This is a genomic window from Thalassobacterium maritimum (genome assembly GCF_031127805.1).
Classification (GTDB): Bacteria; Verrucomicrobiota; Verrucomicrobiia; order Opitutales; family Coraliomargaritaceae; genus Thalassobacterium; species Thalassobacterium maritimum.
Genome location: NZ_JARXHW010000006.1, coordinates 89149 through 110936, shown reverse-complemented (window position 1 = coordinate 110936; position 21788 = coordinate 89149). Strand labels below are relative to the sequence as shown.

Genomic DNA, 21788 nt, shown 5'->3' with positions numbered 1-21788 from the left:
TTAAATTTCGGATTCGTTGAGCCAGCGGAAGCTGACGATTTCGTAGCCTCGTCCCAGTTCGCCGGATGGTTGAATGAGTTCTTCAGGGGACGCGGTGATGTTCACATCTACGGGGAGTGGCGTGCGTTGCACGATGGCTTCGCACCATGCTTCGCTCATAGTCTGACCGGATATGGGATCTGTGTATTCTCCGTAGGCACGGATCAGGAAAGTGTCCCCGCGAGCTGTTAGGATGGGCCCTATGCGCTGCAGCAGATCGGCTTGCAGCACGTAGCCTGGCATGCCGGCTGCCTGAGAATTCGTATCGCTAAAAGGATCACTGAATCCAGTGCCAATCGCTGTGGGCCCAGTGTCTCCATAGCTGGATAGCTTGGCATTTGTATTGAGCCCTCGTTTGGGATCATCGAGCGCCGCTTGTAGCGCGCCCATCTTGCCGGTGTCATCATTTTTGAGGGAGCGATTCACGAAGTCGGCCAACGATAAGAAGGGACCGCGCAATTTGACCTGATCGACAATTGCTTGTGCTAGATCGTTCAACTCGTCGGCGCTAATCTCGCGCACACCTTTCCAAAAATTGTCGCTGCCAGTCGAGAGGTCCAAGTTCACCTTGCCATGATAGGGCCATGAGAAGCGTGAGATGAGTAAGCCGCCGTCTTCGGAGTCTTCTCCTGAGCTATAATCGTATGTGGGCAAGCGTGCTTGCATCAAGCCACCTAAGACAGCTTTCCACGCATCCACTGAGGTGGAGTTGACGTTGAAGGCGCCTTCGACGCGCAGGGATGCCGCCATTTTGTGAAACAAGCTGTCGTCCTCGCCTCGGGCATCTAAGAGGTCTTGAGTGATGACTGCTGTATCTGGATCGTAAGTGTAACGTGTATTTGCGAAGGAGCTGTCGCCACTCAGGAAGTCCTCCACTTCATCCTCAGTTATGGTGCTGGTTATGCCTGAGAAGTAGTAGCGATCCCAGACTTTTTCATTCACTAAGTATGAGCTGTCGAAAAGTTTGAAATTTTCGTAGTCGGGGTCTTTGCCGAGGTCGGAGTAGTAAATCCAAGCACTATGTGCGCTCGATTCTGTCTGATCGAGCTCGATGCGCACGTTGGCAAAGGAGTTACCCAGCATATAGCTGGGATCGAAATTGTAGCGGCCTAGATTGGCATGTTGTAAATTGCCCAAGGAGAGGAGGGCTGTTCGGGGACGATCAAATAGAATGACTTCGGACGAGCCGCCGGGCTCGATGCTCGTCCCCCAATAGCCGGTGGCTCGATCTTTGTCAGCGAGATGGATGTCCGATGCGCCACTGGTCAATACGCCACGACTGCCATTAGGATCCTGCGTGGTGTAGGTGCTGAGCACCTTGTAACCTGTTGAGTCGGTAAAGCCGTCCCATTCCACATTGCTGGCGATTGCGCGTACGTTGGAGTCGATCAAATTACGCCAAGGGGCATTATACTCTTCGGTGGTTTTGAGCCAATACCCGATTGAAAGTAGCTCGTCTTGTAGATTGGCGGAGGCTACTGAATTGTAATAGCGCGAGACAGAGATCGCATCGCTGCCCTTCGCGTCGGCGAAAATCTTTCCGATACTGAGCACGCTGCCCGAGTAGCCATAACCCAGTGTCATGCCCGAGCCGATATCTTCCTCGAGTTTGATTTCGAAGTTGAAGCCTGGATACAGTCCGCTGTCTGTTTCGAGTAGCTCCAACTTTGCCAAGCGATCCATTTCAGATTGAGTGAAGCCCCAAGTTTTTTGTTTGGTGGGACGATTGGGGCTATAGCTGCCATCTTGGTAGCGAATAATGGGGGTGACTCCCTCCTGACTGGCTTCGCTGATTCCATAGCTGTTATTCTGCATGAATTCCATGCGTAATTTCAGTGGGATGACCATGCCACCCGCGCCTGCGACATAGTTGGTTAGGTAAACGGGCCTACTCTCGTTCTCGCTAATTTCGATTTCAGGGGAGCCGGAGGACTTTCTCCAGAACATGGCGATGCCATTTTCAGACTGGCGAATCGGATCGTATTTAGAATAATTTTTATCGATACCAAAATAGCGTGTCTCGCCCGGTCTGAAGCGGAGTTCTTTGCCAGTGTCCTTATCATGTATGAATAGGGAAACACGTCCATCGGCGGCATCGGGCATGAGCTCTCGAATACCAAAATTTACAGGATCTTCGCCGTCGACCGTAATAGTTGTGACCAGATTGGGGGCCCAGCCAAGAACCAATCGATTGAGGTAAATTTCGGTATTGTAGGGGTTGTAGATGCCGATCACTGGGGTCACGACCATCTCTAGTCCTTCATCACCTTCTCTAAGTGCGTAGCTGAACTGCAAACGGGCAATCAGTGGAGTGACCCAACTTTGTAGTTGGTAGTTGTCCGACATCGGGAAAAATAAGCGGTCGTCGTTGCCATTTTCTTTACCTTGATATGAAGGAGGCGTCTGGTAGGGGAGTCCAGTGCTCGCATGCGGCGAGAACGAATAATTAGGTAGGTTGTGTTGCCAGCCTAAATACTTGTTCATGCGATAGTTGTCTTTTCCGTAGTCTCTTGCGTAAGACCAGAAGGGAGCGACGTAGTCAGGCACTTCTAGCTCAAACTCTCTATACTCTTCAATGTCGACTCGGAGTGCTGATTTGAGCTCTGCGCCGTCTGCGTCCTCTCGGATCCAACCATATTGTGGGGATCCTGAACCTGGAATGTACTGACGGTAATATGAGCGTAAAATGCTCCAATTGGGCCCGCTGGCATCCACGCCATCGATGCCATCTGCAATCATAAGATCATCGTCGATGAAGTGTAAGGCTTCTTGATCGGATCCGTCTTCAGGCGACACGACAAAATTTTTATCGAAAATTTTACGATACTCAAAGGCTTGAGTGAGGTCTCGCTTCAAGCCGCCGTTTTTGACGTCCACTAGCAGCCCTTGCGACCAAGGAGTGAGTGAATTAAAGTAGTGATCTTCAATGACTTCGCTGGTGCTGCTGGCGGAGCTGCTCTTGGAGATGAAGACCGTGCTGGCGAGATCGACTATTTTTGAAACCAAAGAGTCATTGGCCGGATAGGCATCGAGTTGGTCTAAGCGTTCGATGCCGGACCTGCGCGTGGTGGCCAAGGCCGTTGTGAGCTTTGCGTGGCTGGTGCTGTCGGCATCGGGATCAATGAGGTCGACACGTGCTTTGGTGTTTTCATCTGAAATCCAATACGCGAAATGATGACTTTCATTGTCAGGCAGAGACTCTTTCAGGACCTTGATTTCTGTTGTGGGAGAAACAGATGTGTCCCGTTGGACCGTCGCGACTTGATTGCTGGGGTATGCGTCTAGGTTGGTCGAAGGTGTGATGTAATTGGGGTCGGTCGGGGCCAAGCCAGTGTTGCCGCTGACGAGCCAGTTCCCTCGTGTGAGTCTTTCGTCATGATCCAGTCCAAGCCATCCAGTGGTCTGTGTGTTCCAAGCGCCGACCCACTGGGGCGAGTAAATCTCGATCCCGGTTGTCGTTCCGTCGCTGCCAGGTTCAAAAATTGCCGCACGTGCCGAGATCCGCTGATCGGGCCCCATTTGCTTTTGTAGCTCACCTATGGCCATGATTAAGCCTAGGCGTGCATTTTGACGTGCTAGAGTTTGGGATTTCAAGGTCGTGGCACTGGTCGTTTCTACTTGGACCAAGGTCGTAATACTTAACAATAGCAGCAAGACGAAGGCCATCAGCGAGAGCGCGATGACGAGTGCAAAACCATGATTAGCGGCTGGGCGTTTGGATGTAGAGATCAACATTGGGAACAGGGATTGGGTATGCTGCGTCTTCTGGATCAGCTGTGAGTGTCAATCGGGCTCAGATCGGCAACGCCTGAGGCTGGCATGCTGATTGAATATAGGCCCGTTTGCTGTTTTATTATTTGAGTATTCGCGGTAGGCTGGCCCATGCAGTCGTATGCCTTGACTTGGTAGCTTTGCGCTTGTTCGCCAAGATCGATCACGACGCGTCGACTTTCGGTGGCATTGACTACTGTAAGCTTACGGGTTCGTAGCTTGCTGACGTCCACGATATGGTTGTTTTGATACAGCGCGATCAGCGTGGCGTCGGCGCTCTCGACCTTTACGACAGGGTAGAGATATTGCGGCTGACTGGGCTTGAAATCGCCGTGCATCAGTAGTTCGCGATGCGAGTTCCAGAACTTCAGGTAAAAGCGGAGCATTTGATTCTGTTGCTTGCTAATGTCTTCGGGCTTGACTGAAATTTGAGGCACAGAAAAGAGCGTGGCCCAGAGTTGGAGGGCTGCGCGCTCAGGGCTTTCATTTCGATTCCACATAATCATGTCGGAGTGCACTGCAGTGGAGCCTGCCAATAGGCGTAAGTCTATTGTGCGTACACGATTGCTGAGTGCATCATTGGGGCAGTCATTGGCGCGCAGAATATTGCCATACTTGCGCATGGCTGGGCCGATATAATTTTGGCGAAATTCAATCAGTACCTCGGGGTTGAGGACTTGTAGTTGTGTCATCATATCCGACAGTAGACGGTCTGCTGCTGCGGGCACTGAACGCATGTCGGCGATCTCTTGATCGCTTGTAGTGCACACTTCGGCCGTGAACTGGTCTACGAAATCGAGCTTAAGTCCATCCAATTGCCACTCTTGAATCGCGCGGCGGTAAAACTCGATCAAGTATGCACGCACCTGTGGGTAGCGGGGATCGAGGCAGGCCGCATTGTCGAAAGGCTTGGGCAGTGTGCGATCCTCAAAGGTTTTCCATGCCTGACTTGCAAGCCCGGCATAGGGCACTGAAAACCAGAGCATGTAGCGCATATCTAGTGCTTGCACGCGCTTTACGTGAGCGCTGAAGTTTGGGAATTTTGTGCGGGCAATTTCCCAGTCGCCGCAGAATTGATAGCCCTTGTTGCTGTCATCGGTTTGCCAACCATCGTCGACGATTACTGTTTGGCAGCCCATGGCTTGCGACCACTTACAGCAGGTTTCAATCGCGTTTTCTGTCAGTTCTTGGTGGAAGCTATACCAGGTCGAGTAGACTGGGGCGTAAGCCTGGGCTGGCACGGGAGCCGGCTTGTAGAGTGGCATTGCTTCCCACCATTGCGAGACCTGGGCTAGCGCTTCGTAGTGGGGGATTGCGCGCGTATCTATTAAGATCGTTAAGCTGTAGTGCTCGAGTGGCTCGGTGGGAGCTTCAAATAAAATAACCTCACACTTTACCTTAGCAGTATCTTCTTCAACCTGCACGCGCATTTGAATCGGATTGATGGCATCGGAGAGTGCAAAGGTTTGGCGGTTTTCTCCAGATTCTGAAAACAAACTAAAGACTGGAGCGCCTTTAGTGGCATAGGAGTCGACGTATTCACACCAGCCCGATGTTAGGGAGCGGTCACTTTTGATCAGCGGGTGCCACTTGCCTGAAATATCGATTAGAGGGATGCACCATTCGATGGCGACCGGGCTTGGCGTGGTGACCCTTGCCAGCTCGATGTCGATTTGATGTTCCACCAGCCCAGGCTGGATTTCTTCGCATGCGGACTTCGAGATGATTACCTGTTCGGCTTGGAGGCTGGTAATCTTTGGAAAGCAATCTGTTGTCATTTTTGGGTGTCGGGTTTTTGTCGCAGGAGCTTTGTGGGGCATCTGCCAGTGGCTGTGGACTGATATAAAAAAATGAAACCCTTGACTATGTCACGAGAGAGAGCAACTTAAAAACACAATTTGCTGCCTTGGCCTGGTAGGTGGTTGGCAGTGTGGATGCCAGTGTCGCTCGCTGACGGGTCTTGCATGCTTCGCATTATTTAATAGATTTGACTACTTATCCTTATGAATCCAGTGAGCCTTAAAACACAGTTTAGTTACGATCAAGCAGCATTGCTGCCTTTCAAGTCGGAGCAATCACAAGGCGAGGCCGAGCTTCGCGCAAAAGAACTACTATCGCAGATGTCGGCCGAGGAACGCTTTAATCTCGTCTGCGGAGGTGGTTTTACGATACGTGCTTGTGAGCGTTTGCAGATTCCAGAGATTATTATGTATGATGGCGGGCAGGGGGTGAATTTGCGGCCATGGTGTGATAATGGTGTTTTAGAGAAAACGGTTTCTTTTCCCTGCACCCAACAGCTTGCGGCAACGTGGAACCGTCGCTTGACGGGGCAATATGCCAAAGCGATCGCCGAAGAGTGTCGAGCAGGAGGCATTCACGTCTTACTGGCGCCTGGTGTGAATATTTATCGTTCGTCTCAATGTGGCCGTAATTGGGAGTATATGGGAGAGGACCCCTATTTGACTGCAGAGCTCACTCGCATCTATGTGACGGCGGTTCAAAATGAGGGCGTGATGGCCACTTTGAAGCATTTTGCCTGTAACAACGTCGAGTTCAGTCGCAAGCACTCGGACTCCCGTATTGGCGAGCGTGCTTTGAACGAGATCTATTTGCCTGCTTTCAAGGCAGGGATTGAGGCCGGCGTTTTATCGGTGATGACGGGCTATAATTTACTCAACGGTGAATACTGCGGCCAGAGCTACTATGTGATTCAGAAGCTGCTACGTGAGCAACTTGGGTTTGAGCATCTGGTGATGACTGATTGGAATTCCGTAACCGACGGAAATAAAATTGCGAGCAGTGGGCAAGACCTTGAAATGCCCAGTGGCGCAAAGCTGACTGAAGCCAAAGGTCAGCTGTTAGGCTCGGAAGCAATTGATCGCATGGCGCTGAGAGTGTTGCGCACCTGTATCATGATGGGCTTCCATGATCGCCCACAAATAGTGCCTGAGTTAGTCGAGCGCTTGAGCGAGCATGAAGAAGTCGCTTATCAGACCGCGCTGGAGGGCATTGTTTTGCTTAGAAACGAAGCATCGATCCTGCCGCTGGCAGAAAATTCCGAGGAGACCATTCTAGTCACTGGCAACTACGCCAGTCGCACTCCCTTGGCAGGCTGGGGTTCTGGGCGCATCGAAGGTTATAATCCAGAGTCCTTTGTGGATGCATTTGCGCGCAAGGCAGGCGACCACACGGTCCAATACCGTTTGCACCCCAACGAGGGAGAGGTCAGCTCTGCCAATGCGGTTATTGTTTGCGTTGGCTATGAGCATGAGGGTGAAGGTAAGGACCGGCCCTTTGAATTGCCAAAGCCAGTGGAGGCACAGATTCAGCAACTCGTTGCGCTCAATCGACGGGTGATCGTCGTGATTTGCACTGGAGGGGCTGTGCGTATGGATTGGCATGATCAGACGGCGGCTATCTTTCAAGCAGGCTTTTGTGGGCAGCGTGGCCCCGCCGCGCTGGCGGACTTGATATGGGGAACAGTATCGCCCTCGGGCAAATTGCCCTACAGCATCGAGCGTCACTTCGCCGATTCTCCAGATCCGGACTATGTGCCTAAAGGCCTAAATGTCAGCGATCAGCGCAATAACCTGCAACTCCCCGGATTGGACAAACCAGAGCACTTCACTGGCGAGTGGCCGCATCAGATTCATTATAAGGAGGGCGTCTTTGTTGGCTATCGCTGGTATGCGCAGCAGCAGATTCAGCCTAGATATTGCTTTGGACACGGGTTGTCGTATTCGCAATTTGAATACCGTGACTTGCGAGTTCAGCCCATCAATGCGTCCACTTGGGAAGTGACGGTCGATGTATGTAATGTCGGTTCCATGGATGCCGCTGAAGTGGTGCAGCTCTACCTTGAGCCAGTCGAGGCACTTGCGGAGCAACCTGCACGTCAACTTAAAGGCTTTGATAAAGTTGCTGTAGCGGTTGGCGACACTCAGCAGGCGCGAATCTATATCGAGCTAGATGATTTTAAGAGCTTTGACTCCAGCGCAGGCGGGGCAGTGCTCCCTACGGATGCATGGCATTTGTGTGTCGGTAGTTCCCTGCAAGACATTCGCTTGCGGAAGGTGCATGCCTGGTAGCGCTTTATGAGTTCTATGGTGCTCTAATTTTATATTTTTAATTGTTGCGTATTAACATTTGAAGTTCACATGTTAGCTAACATGAAAAAAGCCTCAGTGAGTATGAAGCAAATTGCAGCGGAAGCGGGCGTCTCGATGATGACTGTGTCTCGAGTGCTGCGCAATGAAGGTAATGTGGCTCCGACAACTGAGGCGAGTATACGAGCCATTGCAGATCGTTTGGGCTATAAGCCCAACCGTTTGGTGCGCGGGATGCAGAGCGGACGCAGCGGAATCGTTAGTGTGGTGGTTCCTTCCGGGCATGCGGTCGCCCCTCAGATTCTTGAAGGCGCGTATGACTTTTTACACGACAAGGACATGATCATGGCGCTCGATATCGTGCATGGAAATGTGGGAGATCGTGCTTTTGCCGAGCAAAGTAAGGTGATTAATCGATTACTGGAGAGCCGCGTCGACGGTGTCATCTTGTTGCCTGTCAATGAAGAAGCGAGTCCGATGTTTTTCCAGGAGATGATTGATCGCAAGATTCCGATTGTTTTGGTCGACCGTAATACTACGCACTTCGTTGCGGATTTCGTTGGTACCGATGACTACGCCGGCGGTTATGAGGCGGCGCGCATTCTTGCAGATAATGGCTGTAAGCAAGCCGTATTGATTTCGACTGGAGGTTTTGTAAGCACCAGTCGTTTGCGTTCGAAGGGATTCCGAGAGGGGCTTGAAGCGTTTAATGTAAACTTGGTAGAAGAAATTATAGCGCCCAATTTTACGCACAATGCGGAGTTTATCGATCGGGAGTTATCTAAGATTAATGGACAGTTCGATGCTGTTTTCGGTATTGCCGATCGCTTGGCGATTAGCGCTTGGCACAGTTGCCAGCAGCTAAATTTAAAGATTCCGCAACAGGTGAAAGTTATCGGATTTGGTGCTTTGAATCTGCGAGATCCGCGGGTTGCCTTGTCGTCGTTCGATCAAGAGCCCTATAAAGTCGGGCAAAACGCGGCCCAACTACTAGTCGATCGCATCGAAAAAGGTCCTTGGAAGCGTCGTCCAAAGCCGAAGACGATCTTATTGAAACCAAAGTTCGTCGAAGGCACTTCCTGCCCGGAGTGAACTGATTAATCGCGCCTGGTTTTGGCCAGATCTTCGCAGACGTCTTCGAACCAGGCTTGTAGTTCGCTTTCCATTTTCTTTACGCGTTGGGGGCGATAAAAGGCTAGGTTGTTCTGCTCGAGCGGATCTTCTTTCAGATTGTAGAGCTCGACAGGCGGAGGTTGGGGCATGGCCACTTCGGGAGCGGGATCGGTGATGATGCCGTTTTCGATAAAGTGCTCGGGATTATACATAGAGACGTCGAGCCATTTGATGTCGGGCACTTCGAAGGCTTCGGGCACGAAGGGGCGCACTAGCTTCCAGTCGCCGTCGCGGATGGCGGCGTTGTATTCGATCAGCGGATCATAGCGATTCCATTGCCAGCAGCGCTGGGGGGTGTAGTCGCTGAATTCGCCGCGTAAGGCACGGCTTTGGTCGACCCCGTCGAACTTGAGGTGGGCGGGAGCTTCGATGCCAGCCATGCTCAGCAGCGTGGGCAGCCAGTCGCACATGTGAAAAAAGGTGCTATCGCCGGCTTTACTTTGCTGCAGGCCAGCGGGCCAACGCACGATCGCGGGCACGCGTATGCCGCCTTCGTAGGTGGAACCTTTGGAGCCGTGAAGTTGGCAGTTGAAACGGTCGAGGCAATCGTCGCCCTTGCCACCGAATTGAGGGCCATTGTCACTGGAGAAAACAATCAGGGTGTTTTCATGTAAACCCAGTTTTTCGACCTGTTCTAGCAGTCGCCCGACATTACGATCCAGTCGCCGAATCATTGCGTAGAGCGTCTTGACAGCCGCGCTTAAATCGTTGCGGTCGCGGAAAACGGCCAGGTCTTCTTCAGGCGCTTGTAAGGGTGTGTGTGGTGCGTTGTAGGTGAGGTGTAGGTAGAAGGGATCTTTAGGGCTGCGCTTTAGGAAATCGATGGCTTCATCGGTCCAATAATCAGTGAGGTAGCGGCCGTCGGCGCGATACACGCGGTCGCTGGACTCTAGGCGCCAGTCGTAGTAATCGTGCATGCCACCGCGGAAGCAGATCGCCTCGCTGAAGCCACGGTTTTCTGGTTTGTAGCGTGGGTCGAAGGCACCGAGGTGCCACTTGCCGATCAGTCCAGTGCGATAGCCGGCGCCTTGCAGGATGTCCGCGATGGTGACTTCATTGAGGTCGAGGCGTTCTAAACCGCGCCATTCCAAGGTGTCAATGGATCCGGTGCGCTGTGGATAGCGGCCGGTGAGCAAGGAGGCGCGCGAAGGATTGCAGACGGGAGAGCTAGTGTAGTGCTGCGATAAACAGGTGCTCTCTTGAATAAACTGGTCGAGGAAAGGGGTTTCGCTAAGACCGTTGTTAAAGCAGCCGAAGTCCCCGTAACCTAGGTCGTCGACTAAGATGTGTATTATGTTGGGACGTGTCATTTCTTGCGCAGTATTAAAAAGTGTGGAGCAAATTTGCCTTAAATGATAGTATTAACACTTTGTGGTTGACGTAAAGTTCATTTTGTCTATAAAGTGTGGCTTCCATGTTATACGAAGGGTTCTAGTATCATGGTTAAGGTCGCATCGTGGGGGATGCGGCCTTTTTTTTATATGTGGAGCGCTGCCTCTATTGTTTGCCAATAATTTCTTGCGATTTGTATCGATCATAGTCCTTATGTTTAGTATTAACATTAATACCTCAATATTATGTATTCCCTTGAATTCCTAGACTATCTTGTAATTGGCGCGATCATGCTTTCTTTGATCGGTGTCGGTTTGTATTTCACTAAGAAGGGGGGCGAGGACATGGATTCTTTCTTTGTTTCCGGTCGCTCCTTGCCTTGGTATATCGGGGGCACGTCGATGATTGCGACGAGTTTCGCTGCGGACACGCCTCTGTGGGTGAGTGCGCTGGTGCGGAGTCACGGAGTGCACTACATTTGGCAGTTTTGGGCACCTTTGATCGGCGGTACTTTAGCGGCGGTTTATTTCGGGCGCAAATGGCGTCGCATGGCCTTTGTTACGGATATTGAGTTTCTGGAGGCTCGCTACGAGGGAGCGCCGGCTAAGACTTTGCGTGGTTGGTCCGGCGCGTGGGGGGCGATTATTATTTGTCCCTTAATTTCGGCTTGGGTGATTAAAGCGATGGAAACCATTGGCCGCGAAGCGGTGGGCCTGCCACCGGAATCACAATTAGCGGTGACGATTGCGGTGGTCACTATGGCAATTTTAATGTGCGGACTTTCTGGCCTGTTCGGTGTGGTGTATACCGATTTCATTCAGTTTATCTTGGCGACGCTCGGCACCATTTTGTTGGCTGTTTTGTCGGTGAAAGCAGTCGGCGGTCTGGATTCGATGGTGGAGCAGTTGAAAGCCATGGAAACCTGGGGGGGCAATGAGCTCAGTATTGCGCCGCAGATTGGGGAGGGGGCAGGGCAGATGTCGACTTGGAATGCGATCGGTTATTTTGGCTTTCTTTGGATTGGAGTCGGGCTGTGCGGGGGCTACCAAGCACAGCGTTTGCTTGCCAGTAAGAACTCGGCTCACGCTACCTATGCGCAGCTCTTACATACGGTGGTTTATTTTTCGTTGATGGCGTGGCCATGGATTTTGGTCGCACTCTGCTCACTTATTCTATTACCGGAGCTCAATGTGGCCGATCAAAGTGCAGCTTACCCGCGTATGATTGTGATGATTCTTCCGATCGGTCTGCGTGGGTTGTTAGTGGCGGCATTGCTAGCGGCATTTATCTCGACCATCAGTACGCTGTTTAACTGGGGCTCGTCCTATTTGGTGAACGATATATATCGTCGCTTCTTGAACCCCAATGCGACTGAGAAAAATTATGTTACGATTGCTCGTTTTGCGACGGTGTTCATGGCGGTCGCGGGTGCTTATATCTCTTACAAGGCGGAGAATATTCAACAGCTACTTACGCTGGCTTACGTGTTGGGCTCCGCGGGGGTGGTGCCGGGCGTATTGCGTTGGCTCTGGTGGCGTTCGACGGGGAAAGCTGAACTCGCGGCGTTGGCTATGGGGTGGGTGATGACGATCCTACTGGTCTTTGTGAAGGCCTTTGATAACTCATTGACCGATTCGCTTTTTGGCACGGGACTCTTGGATCCGGCGACAGGGGAAGCCTTGTATCATTTCAGTAATGATCCGAATTTGGTGGGTGCGCGCATGTTCTTGATGGTCGCTACGGTGGGGTTGACCGCTGTGATTGCTTCCTTGATGACTAAGCCGGAGGACATGGATCAATTGAAGCGCTTTGCGATGCGGGCACGCCCCTTTGCCTTTGGCTGGCGTCCTGTGATCAGCCAAATGGAGGTTGTTTATGTGGAACAGGAGCCGATTGGACGCACGCTTGTTTCCTGGGCTATTGCATTGGTCGGGGTGATCGCATTGTTGGTGGGCGTGGGTAAATTACTCTTGGGATCACCGCTGCTTGGTTTGGGGCTCTTAGTCTTGGGCGCGGTCTGCATTATGTTGACTGTGATTCGTGCGCGTAATGACTGCGCAGATGATGTGGACGAGGGCGACTTCCTAGAAGAATCGACCTAGACGCCTCCGGAATTGACACTGACACTGATTTTCTAATTTAAAAAAATGTTACTATTATCTCTCTGCGATGGCTTTAAACAAAATTAACAACGAATGGCAGGCGCGTAAGTCGCTCTTAACTATGGCTCAACCTGCCGGCTGGTGGCGCGACGCCTTTCCGCTGGGCAATGGGCATCTCGGTGCGATGCCTTATGGTCGCTTGTGCGAAGAGCGCATTTTAATCAATCATGAGCGCCTCTGGTATGGCGGTATTGTTCCTGAGCTGCCGGACCTTTCAGGCTTGCTGGCGGAATGTCGTCGTTTGATGGCAGCAGGTGAAGATTTGGCCGCTAATGAATTGTATTGGGATGCGCTAAAGAAAGAGGGGAAAGAGGGGCGTTGTGCGGTCTATCATCCGGCGGCAGATATTTGCTTTAGTAGTATTTCTCAGGCGCGCTTTAAGAATTACCAGCGCTATTTAGATTTAGCAGCTGGGGAATCTATGACATATTGGGAGTGGCTTGAGCAGCCGCAGATACGGCGCAGTTTTGTGTCGCGTGCGGATGATTGCATCGTTGTCGAACAACAAGGCTCAGGTCTGGCTTTCAACCCATGGGAGCTGAAGCTGGAGATGCATGAGATGCTGGATGCGATTCGCTTTGACGGGGAAGCTTTCACGCCGGAGATTGATTTCACTGTCACAGTAGATGGCGATTGGATCGTCGCCCAGGGTCGCTACACCGATCCAAATTACGACGGCGCGGAATACGGCGTGGTGGCACGGGTGCAGACCGATGGCGAACTCGCGGTGGCAGAGTCCGGGCAGGGGCTGGTGGTCTCGTCGGCCCAGCGTGTTTTGATCCTTGCAAAGGTCTACGTTTACGAAGCTGCAGAGCCTGCGATTGCGCGTTTGCAGCAGGAAATCACTGAACTCGGGGACGATTACGACGCGCTGTTACAGGCGCACGTAGCGTTGCATCGTCCACGTTTTGAATCTTGCCGCGTTGAGTTCAACGCTGGCTCTACCGACGCGACCAATGAGCGCTTGCTCTTGGATGCATACAGTGGCGCGATGCCGGTGGAGTTACTACAGAAGATGACTGATTACGGGCGCTATTTGTTGATCAATAGCTCCGATGAATCGTCCGTGCCGTCTAACCTGCAAGGCATTTGGAATGGTGATTATGCACCGCCCTGGGATTGCTTTTTCATGATCAACGAGAACTTGCTGATGAACTATTGGCAGGCCTTGCCCGGCGGCATGAATGAGGAGGCCCTTGGCGTCTTTAATTTCTACGAGTCGAACCTAGAAGATTATCGCGAAAATGCGCGTAAGCTGTATGGCTGTCGCGGTATTTTTATTCCCGCGCTGACTTCTCCGGAGACGGGCCTTTCGACTCATGGTGGCTCTTGGATCGTGAACTGGATATCGGGGGCTGGCTGGCTCTGTCAGTTGTTTTACGACTACTATTTGTTCACTAACGACGCGCACTTTTTAAAAGAGCGCTTGTTGCCGTTTATGCGTGAAGTCGCGCTGTTTTATGAAGACTACTTTACCTACGATGCTGCTGGTAAGGTGATCATCGCGCCCTCGACATCGCCGGAAAATTGGCCCAAAGAATCCTGTGCCATTGAGTCGCCGACAGCGATTCATCCACGCTTAACAGTCAATGCTACAATGGATGTCGCCATCGCGCGTGAACTCCTGGGTAACTTGCTCAAAGGTGCGCGTACCTGCGATTTGTTCAGTGAACACTGGGAGCAGTGGGAGTGCATGCTCGACGGCTTGCCAGAGTATGAAATTAACGAAGATGGTGCCATCCGGGAATGGTTGGATCATCGTTATTCAGACAACTACGAGCACCGCCACTTATCGCAGATCTATCCAGTCTTTCCCGGTTATGAAGTCACTAAGGAATCGCATCCCATGTTGTTCCCTGCCTTTGAAAAAGCGGTGGATATGCGGGGCACGGTAGGCCTGAAGGATCAGACTGGTTGGTCGTTGGCTCACATGGCCAACATCCGCGCACGCATGGGCGACGGTGCTAGTGCTTTCGACTGTTTAGAGACGATCGTCCAGACTTGTGTCGGTAAGAACTTATTTACCTATCACAATGATTACCGTGGTTCAGGCATTTCAGTGGATTGGTATTTCGGTCGCTCGACGCCTTTTCAAATCGATGCCAATATGGGGCTGACAGCTGCCGTGTATGAGATGCTGGTTCAGTCCGGCCCCGATTTCATTAAATTGCTGCCTGCCTTGCCAGAGCAATTAGCCTCGGGCAAGGTCTTTGGCATGCGCACACGTGCCGCAGTCGATGTGGACTTGGAGTGGCAAGCAGAGCCTTTTCTATTGGTCGCAAGCTTGCGCTCGCATCGCGATCAAACCGTTCGCTTATATTTGCCAAATTCAGATAGTTCTGTTGATGTGACGCTCAAAGCAAATCAACCTCAGACGAATCGTTGGCTCATGCAGAGCGGGCAATTGGTTGAAGTTGAGGTTGAAGTTAATTAGCGATACCCATGATCAAAGACACTCAGCAAGTCTCGAGTCGACTCAGTGCCATTAAGCGGGGCGCCGTGGTCGCGGCAATCATCGCGTTAGGAGCTTTCGCTTCGGCGTGCAGTTCACAATCCGAGGCGGGTTCCGCGCTCTCTGACGCACAGGCTTGGCAAATGCCGTCCGTTGCCGAGGAGGTTCATCTTTCTTGGATTGAGCTTCCGCCGCAGATGCAGGTTTTTCGCCCGATGGACATTCATCTTGAGGGCTATCGGGAAGACTCAACGCGATTGGCCTTTCGCAGTCAACAGTGGGGCATGTTGCTGGATCCACGCGGTTTGACAATCGAGCAATTCACGCTGTCACATGCCGACGATCCGATCGCCGATACCTTGGATTACAGCGGCATGGCGTCGCGCTGGTCGACCAGCGAGCTGAAGCTGGAAGCCGAAGTCGATGGGCATCATTACCGCGCTGTCGGAGGCGCGCTACCTGAGTCCGCCAAAACAGGCAACACTTCACCGGTTCACATAGTGGAGAGTGGGCCGTGGTTTCAACATGTTGCGATTTACGATTTGGAACTCGTCGCGGCCGACGGATCCAAACTGCCGGCTAAGAGCTGGTTGGAAATTCGTGCCTGGGGCGACCGTAGCACCTTTGAATGGTTTGTGGAAGCGGAAGTCCCCGCGCAGCCAGAGCTATCCATTCAGCTCCGTGCGGACGCTCTGGATGTGAATCAAAGTATACAAGTGTCAGGTGCCCACGCAGTATTGGCATTGTCAATGGATAATAAGGCAGTGGCACCGATCCCTACGCCGGCACCGGTGCAGATCGCTGTAGTCGCTCGCAATGAATATACGCCCAGCGACCCGACTGTTGCTTATTCCGAGCTTTCAGATGCTTGGGAAGTGACAATTCCCAAGCAAGACTGGAAGAATGGTACCGGTGCTGCCTTTAACGAAGCTTATTTGGACCGTATCTCACGCTTTGATCTTAAATTAGAAAACCCGACCGATCAGCCGCAAGAAATCTCGCTGCGCTTCATTCACGATTATCATCCGATCGCGGGCTACGTGCCGATGCTTTTGGATACGGATGGACGACAAACTGGCATCCCGATTCAAAACAGTAAGAATTGGCATTCGTTGCCTAACAAGCCCTATCCCTACGAGGGCACATGGATCAATCAAACCGCGCGTCTAACATTAGCGCCGTATGCTGAAGTCGAGCTACAATATGCCATCGTGCATGCACTGTGGCAGGGCGTGCCGGCATCCTCTGCAGCGCAGCTCAGTCTTGTCGGTTGGGGCTACAACGGCTTTTGGACTCAGATGGCGCTCGGCTCTTGGGGAGAAACTTTGTGCCTGCAGCCCGGACGCAGTATGCGACGCGCATTCATCACTGATGTGCGTCCCTTCGAGATGCTGTCCAATAAAGACCTGAAATACGATTGGACCACTAACGTCGGCGGCGGCGATATTGCCAAGATAGTAGATTCTGAAGGCAAACTCATAACATGGGAAGGAACCGTGCGTGAGTTTGAAATGATCGGGCCTAACCTCTCACATGTGCGCGTGCGTGAACGTTCTGCAGATGAACGGATGCGCTTGCAGATTGATACTTATTTGCCACGCAGCAACTCAATCAATCGCTCCTATTTTAAGGTGAAGCTCGATGTGCTCGCAGATGTTGCCTTCAGTGAACTCGCGTTATTCCAACTCGGCAGCGATTACTACAACGAAGTCGAATCGCGCCAGATCGCTTGGGGGGACCAATCCGGGCTGAGTGAAATCGCCAGCCCGCCTGCCGCTGAATGGGGGCGCGTCATGGAGCCCCAGCGCTTATCAGATGCGCAGCCCTGGGTGAGTCTCTTCGACAATGATCCCAATACAAAACGCCGTGGGCGAGGCAATCGCGGTATGGTGGTGCGTGCTTTCAACGCCAGCCTGTCCGGGCAAACACTCACGCAGCCGTGGTTGCAGTCCGAGCGCACTATGACATTTCTCAATGCGGAGCTCACACTCGATCCCGAGCTAATGCAATTCAAGGCCGGCGACCGCATCGAGTTCACCGTCGAACTCGACGTCTTTCCACTCACCGCGGATTCTTACTACGGATCCAATGCCGGCTTGCGCGAACGTCTCAGCGCGTCCGCCGATAGTTGGCAGCTAACCGCCTATGAGGCCAAGCAACAACAAATCAAAATCAACGGCCAAGCCCAAGTCTTTCCAGCCACCTATGCCGTGCAGTCCGCTGGGAGTTCGCAGTCGTTCACCGTCGAGAGTCTATCTTCGATGGACACGGTTCGCATCACCGGATTAGGACAGCCCGGAAGCTGGCAAATTGCGGAGCAGTTTGAAGGTGGGGCACTCGCATTGGGCGCACGTTTCACCGTCGAAAAAGATCCACAAGTCAACTACGATCCCAGCACACAAAGTTGGACTGCAGTCCTATCCTTAGTCTTCCCTGAGGGGGTTCGGGAGCGCAAGTTTATGCTGATGCAACAGTAGTTTCCTGGACGGAGGTTGAGAAGTCTCATACGCTCATCTAATTTAAATTCCATGCCCCATGACGGTTCAACGATACGCATATTTAACTTACATATGTTTATTTCTATTTGGGCTTTTGCATAGCATTTGTGCAAGCACGACTGCGCGCTCGCGTCAGCCAAATATCATATTCATCTTTGCGGACGACTGGGGCTATGGGGATCTGGGCATTCACGGCAGCACGTTTTGCGAGACACCACGCCTCGATGCCATGGCAGGCGAGGGGATCGACTTTCAAAATTTCACAGTGAATCACTCGGTCTGCTCGCCGAGTCGCACGGCGGTGATGACGGGCCAATTCCCCGCCCGCAACAGTGTGCATCAACACTTTTCAACAATTGAGCACCACCAACGAGCGGGCATGCCAGATTGGTTGAATCCAGAGGCGCCGATGTTGCCGCGTATGTTGCAAGCTGCAGGTTATGCGACGGCTCATTTCGGTAAATGGCATTTATCGAACGATCAGGTCCCGGATGCCCCCTTGCCACTCGCGTATGGCTATGATGAATACGGCGCTTTTAATCTACCGAGTAATGCCGAGGAGCAAATGGCCACATCTGCGACATGCCCACGTGCAGTGGATTTTATTCGTCGCCACCAGCATCAGCCCTTTTTTATTAACCTCTGGCTGCACGAAACACACACACCGCATTATCCATTATCCAAGTATCTGGAGCAGTTTGAAAGCTTAGATGAACAACAGCAGGTATATGCGGCGGTGATCGCTGAGGGCGATGCCGGCGTCGGATTAATATTAGATACTTTACAGGAGCTCGGCTTGGATGAAAATACCCTGGTGATTTTTTCCTCTGACAATGGTCCTGAGTGGACAGGAAAGACACGTGAATCGGACGATGCTTCGACGGGGCCAGGGCTTGGCACTTATTTTTCCGTTGGTGAGACCGGAGGCTTAAAAGGACAGAAGCGCTCGCTCTATGCCGGTGGGGTTCGTGTACCCTTTATCGCGCGCTGGCCAGGAGTGATCCCCGCCGGAGCAGTGGACCGTGACTCAGTGATCACGGCTGTGGATCTATTGCCGACCTTTTTGGCCCTCGCAGGAGTCGACGCTCCAGCAGGCTACCAAGGTGATGGCGTGGATATCCGAACGGCATTGCAGGGCAAAGCTTTTAAGCGTTCGAAGCCCATTTATTGGGAATGGGCACCTGCTCGTGAGCACCCAATTGTTTGGCCGAATCATGGTATTCGCTACGGTAAGTGGAAGCTCTTACTCAACGAGAAACTAGGCAAAGCGGAACTCTACAATATCGAAACTGACTGGGCAGAAGCGCATGACGTCGCAGCCGAGCACCCAGAGCTAGTAGACTTGCTCTCAGATAAAATTCAGAGCTGGGTGGCCACTCTGCCCACAGAAGCACCTGCCTCTTGCTTCTCTCAATTCCGACAGTCTAGTCATTAATGCTAGATTCACTCAATGTATTGACTTAGTAAGCCCAACTACTGAATACCACGAATTTTGATTCGCTGCACCCCGGTGAGCAAATTGAGCTGACGATGGCTCCTATCTACCGTCGTTACATGACCACTATCTCTAGCGGTAACATTTCTGTTCGATTCGAGTAGGGGAACGTTTGGATCACTCCCACAGAAATTGACCGAGAATATCTGATGATGAATGCTTTGCCCGTAAATGCCTCCGCATTTTCGATTAGCGACGACGGATACATCCTACAGTTTCACCAGCGCTTTACCCATTTTATCACCTTCGAAGAGCGATATAAAAGCTTGAGGGGCATTTTCGATGCCTTCGCTTACGGTCTCTTCCCAGGTGATTTTGCCGGATTGTATCCATTCGCTCATGTCTTTTGCAAATTGGGGCTGTAGTGCTTGGTGGTCACGGACAATGAAGCCCTGCACGCGTAGGCGCTTGCCGATTATCTTAAAGAGATTGCTAGGGCCTGGGCTTGGATTGGTGTCATTGTAGCCAGAGATTGCGCCGCAGCAGGCGATCCTACCAAACTCGTTCATCTGATCAATGGCCGCTTCTAAATGATCGCCACCTACATTGTCGAAATAGACATCGATTCCGTCGGGGCAGAGCTCTCTCAGCTTGGCAGATAGATCGTCGACTTCGCGATAGTTGATTGCCTCGTCCACGCCCGCTTTCTGCTTCAGCCATTCGATTTTGGACTTGGAGCCACTACTTGCGATCACACGGCAGCCCTTAATTTTAGCGATCTGGCACACGATCGAACCCACCGCACCCGATGCTGCGGAGACGAACACAGTCTCGCCGGCTTTGAGCGCGCCGATTTCCAGTAGGCCGACGTAGGCGGTCATACCCGTCATTCCGAGAACGCTGAGGTAGCTGCTAGCGGGGGCCTGGTCGATGTCCACTTTCAGCACGCCTTGACCGTTGCCGACCCAGTGGTCGCGCCAGCCTTGGTTGCTCAGCACATAGTCGCCCTCAGAAAAATCACTGTGATTGGAGTGAAGGATGCGCCCCACGCAGCCACCTTCCATCACCTCACCGAGGGCAAAGGGGGGCACATAGCTATCCGCATCTTTCATGCGTCCGCGCATGTAGGGATCGACCGACATCCATTCGTTTTTCACCAGAAACTCGCCTTCACCAGCTTCGGGTATTGGAACCGCCACGCATTCGAAATTCGCTTGCGTGGGCATGCCATCAGGACGGGACTTTAAGTGGATTTCATAGCTATTGGATTCGCTCATACCCGCAGCCTACAGAGCTATGAGCTTTCTGCAAGGTAGGCAGGGGATTTGTGTCACCGCTAAGGACGCCGTTGCCGAGGCGTTCGTGCTTTCTTAATAATTGAAGTTGAAAAGCCAGTCTGCTGGGTGGGCTTCTTGCCAGGAGCTTTGACTGTTCCCGAATCGAACACCTTTTTCACTTTCGTCGAATGTCAATAGACCCGCGGCTTCTAGACGCGGACGCAAACTGCTTAGACGAGGATACGCAGTGGTCAGTTTTTCGACTCGAGTGGTGTAGGCTGCCAGATCATTTTTTTCAATCGCGAGACACTTCAGGGCGTAAAGGATTTCCGTGGCTTGTTCGTAAGTTTTTGGTTGTTTGAGTTCGATCAGTTTACGTGCTTTCTGCCACAGTTTTTGGACTTCGGCTTCCAGCCTTTCGAAATAGGCGCGACGCTCTGCAACGCGCTGTGCTTCGTGTTCTTGTCGTTTCAATTCACGCCATTTCTCTGCCAAGTTTTCCAATTCAAGGAAAGTCAGTGCTGGCTCAGAGTCCGTCTTGCTTGCTGTCTTAGGCTTCGGGATATGTGGATGCAGTTCTTTGATCAGGTCTGCTCGCACGATATGTGGATCGCCCGTGAGTAATTGCTTGAGGTAATGGGTCTTTTGATCCTGTGATAGTTGGTCCAAATACTGTGCGTAATTAATCTTGCGGGCAGAGACATGTTTCGCTGCGGGGGCGTTGTTCTGTTGGGCCGCCACTGCGATCTGTGCTTGATCGATATGAATGAAGTCGACCAAGTCCTTGAGTTCTGAGTTTAGGTCCTGGAGTCCGGCAGGTATGGGCATGCGATCCTCATCGTAACCATTGTCGCACATTGCAGCCAGCCATAGCAGAAAAAGTGGACGATCATCTCCTTGGATTACGGCTCTATAAAGTTTAACAATTGCGTCACCTTCATATTCTAGGTCGTAATCTTCGCCGTTGCCATAGTCATCGTTAAACTCCGCCCAAAAAATGACATCCTTATCTGTCGTATACACCGTCAAGCTTTCATCTAATCCATAGCGTTGGAGGCGTTCGAGATCGACAGCAGCTTGATCGAAACGAAACGCGACGATTTGTGCGCCCCAGTTTGCATAATAGACCAGCACATCAAACCGCTCTTCGAGGACTTGCTGCGGATTGTGTTTAAAGTCCCCATAGTGGTAATCGACAAAGGCACTATGGGCATTCACCGTGATGTGAGAGGACAGCGCCTCGACGGCTTCAAGCTCGCTGCCTGAGAGCGGGCGTTCCGCGCGTGCAAAGTAGTAGGCTTGATATTCACTCATGTTGCGACATTTAGATAAAACTTAGTCCGAGTTAAAAGCTTTTGCTGCTAAAAACGGCTCTCCCGGCGAGTCCGTTAAGCCGCCAGGTAAGGTATCCTCGATCCTCCAGATCGGGGCCGTCGGCAAGTGACGCCGCGTAACAGAGGAACGGTCGATTCCTTAAAACCGAGCCTAAAGAACTCGGCTACAGAATCAAAAGTAGCGGGGCTCTTTAGACCCCGTTCCAGTG

The 21788-nt window shown here is 52.1% G+C and carries 11 protein-coding genes; 6 read left to right on the top strand and 5 right to left on the bottom strand.

The genetic code is table 11. The features are described 5' to 3' along the window. Both QEH52_RS04385 and QEH52_RS04380 read right to left on the bottom strand, forming a co-directional pair. Window positions 1-3774 carry a hypothetical protein gene (locus QEH52_RS04385; RefSeq protein ID WP_308948848.1) on the bottom strand — a complete coding sequence of 1258 codons (3774 nt, stop codon included), beginning with the start codon at window positions 3772-3774 and terminating at the stop codon, window positions 1-3. A 35-nt stretch (window positions 3775-3809) separates the two neighbouring features. Continuing rightward, window positions 3810-5588, bottom strand: coding sequence for a glycoside hydrolase family 36 protein (locus QEH52_RS04380; protein ID WP_308948847.1), 1779 nt, complete (start codon window positions 5586-5588; stop codon window positions 3810-3812). 225 nt (window positions 5589-5813) lie between these two features. Here QEH52_RS04380 and QEH52_RS04375 point away from each other — a divergent pair, with 225 nt between their 5' ends. Both QEH52_RS04375 and QEH52_RS04370 read left to right on the top strand, forming a co-directional pair. Further along, on the top strand, window positions 5814-7898 hold the full coding sequence (locus QEH52_RS04375) for a beta-glucosidase (protein WP_308948846.1): 2085 nt from the start codon (window positions 5814-5816) through the stop codon (window positions 7896-7898). A gap of 81 nt (window positions 7899-7979) precedes the next feature. Beyond that, the gene (locus tag QEH52_RS04370) at window positions 7980-9008 is read left to right on the top strand and encodes a LacI family DNA-binding transcriptional regulator (protein ID WP_308948845.1); all 1029 of its coding nucleotides are present in this window, start codon (window positions 7980-7982) and stop codon (window positions 9006-9008) included. Between the two features lie 5 nt (window positions 9009-9013). Here the strand turns inward: QEH52_RS04370 and QEH52_RS04365 are convergent, their stop codons facing one another. After that, window positions 9014-10399 carry a sulfatase-like hydrolase/transferase gene (locus tag QEH52_RS04365; protein WP_308948844.1) on the bottom strand — a complete coding sequence of 462 codons (1386 nt, stop codon included), beginning with the start codon at window positions 10397-10399 and terminating at the stop codon, window positions 9014-9016. A gap of 267 nt (window positions 10400-10666) precedes the next feature. On the opposite strand from QEH52_RS04365, the gene QEH52_RS04360 reads away from it, so the two are divergent. The 4 genes from QEH52_RS04360 (at window position 10667) to QEH52_RS04345 (ending at window position 18968) form a co-directional block, all read left to right on the top strand. Continuing rightward, window positions 10667-12523, top strand: a complete 1857-nt coding sequence (locus QEH52_RS04360) for a sodium:solute symporter family transporter (RefSeq protein ID WP_308948843.1) — start codon at window positions 10667-10669, stop codon at window positions 12521-12523. A 67-nt stretch (window positions 12524-12590) separates the two neighbouring features. Further along, the gene (locus tag QEH52_RS04355; RefSeq protein ID WP_308948842.1) at window positions 12591-15017 is read left to right on the top strand and encodes a glycosyl hydrolase family 95 catalytic domain-containing protein; all 2427 of its coding nucleotides are present in this window, start codon (window positions 12591-12593) and stop codon (window positions 15015-15017) included. 8 nt (window positions 15018-15025) lie between these two features. Further along, on the top strand, window positions 15026-17512 hold the full coding sequence (locus tag QEH52_RS04350; RefSeq protein WP_308948841.1) for a hypothetical protein: 2487 nt from the start codon (window positions 15026-15028) through the stop codon (window positions 17510-17512). 115 nt (window positions 17513-17627) lie between these two features. Beyond that, a complete protein-coding gene (locus QEH52_RS04345; protein ID WP_308948840.1) occupies window positions 17628-18968 on the top strand; it encodes a sulfatase-like hydrolase/transferase in 1341 nt (446 codons plus the stop codon). A 269-nt stretch (window positions 18969-19237) separates the two neighbouring features. Here the strand turns inward: QEH52_RS04345 and QEH52_RS04340 are convergent, their stop codons facing one another. Both QEH52_RS04340 and QEH52_RS04335 read right to left on the bottom strand, forming a co-directional pair. Beyond that, window positions 19238-20245: an NADP-dependent oxidoreductase gene (locus tag QEH52_RS04340; RefSeq protein ID WP_308948839.1), complete on the bottom strand. Its 1008-nt coding sequence runs from the start codon at window positions 20243-20245 to the stop codon at window positions 19238-19240. A gap of 93 nt (window positions 20246-20338) precedes the next feature. Beyond that, window positions 20339-21559, bottom strand: coding sequence for a hypothetical protein (locus QEH52_RS04335; RefSeq protein WP_308948838.1), 1221 nt, complete (start codon window positions 21557-21559; stop codon window positions 20339-20341). Window positions 21560-21788 lie beyond the last annotated feature (229 nt).

Coding starts and splice junctions, on each gene's coding strand:
- QEH52_RS04375 (WP_308948846.1), top strand. CDS start 5,814: ATGAATCCAGTGAGCCTTAAAACACAGTTTAGTTACGATCAAGCAGCA.
- QEH52_RS04335 (WP_308948838.1), bottom strand. CDS start 21,559: ATGAGTGAATATCAAGCCTACTACTTTGCACGCGCGGAACGCCCGCTC.
- QEH52_RS04365 (WP_308948844.1), bottom strand. CDS start 10,399: ATGACACGTCCCAACATAATACACATCTTAGTCGACGACCTAGGTTAC.
- QEH52_RS04350 (WP_308948841.1), top strand. CDS start 15,026: ATGATCAAAGACACTCAGCAAGTCTCGAGTCGACTCAGTGCCATTAAG.
- QEH52_RS04385 (WP_308948848.1), bottom strand. CDS start 3,774: ATGTTGATCTCTACATCCAAACGCCCAGCCGCTAATCATGGTTTTGCA.
- QEH52_RS04340 (WP_308948839.1), bottom strand. CDS start 20,245: ATGAGCGAATCCAATAGCTATGAAATCCACTTAAAGTCCCGTCCTGAT.
- QEH52_RS04370 (WP_308948845.1), top strand. CDS start 7,980: ATGAAAAAAGCCTCAGTGAGTATGAAGCAAATTGCAGCGGAAGCGGGC.
- QEH52_RS04355 (WP_308948842.1), top strand. CDS start 12,591: ATGGCTTTAAACAAAATTAACAACGAATGGCAGGCGCGTAAGTCGCTC.
- QEH52_RS04380 (WP_308948847.1), bottom strand. CDS start 5,588: ATGACAACAGATTGCTTTCCAAAGATTACCAGCCTCCAAGCCGAACAG.
- QEH52_RS04360 (WP_308948843.1), top strand. CDS start 10,667: ATGTATTCCCTTGAATTCCTAGACTATCTTGTAATTGGCGCGATCATG.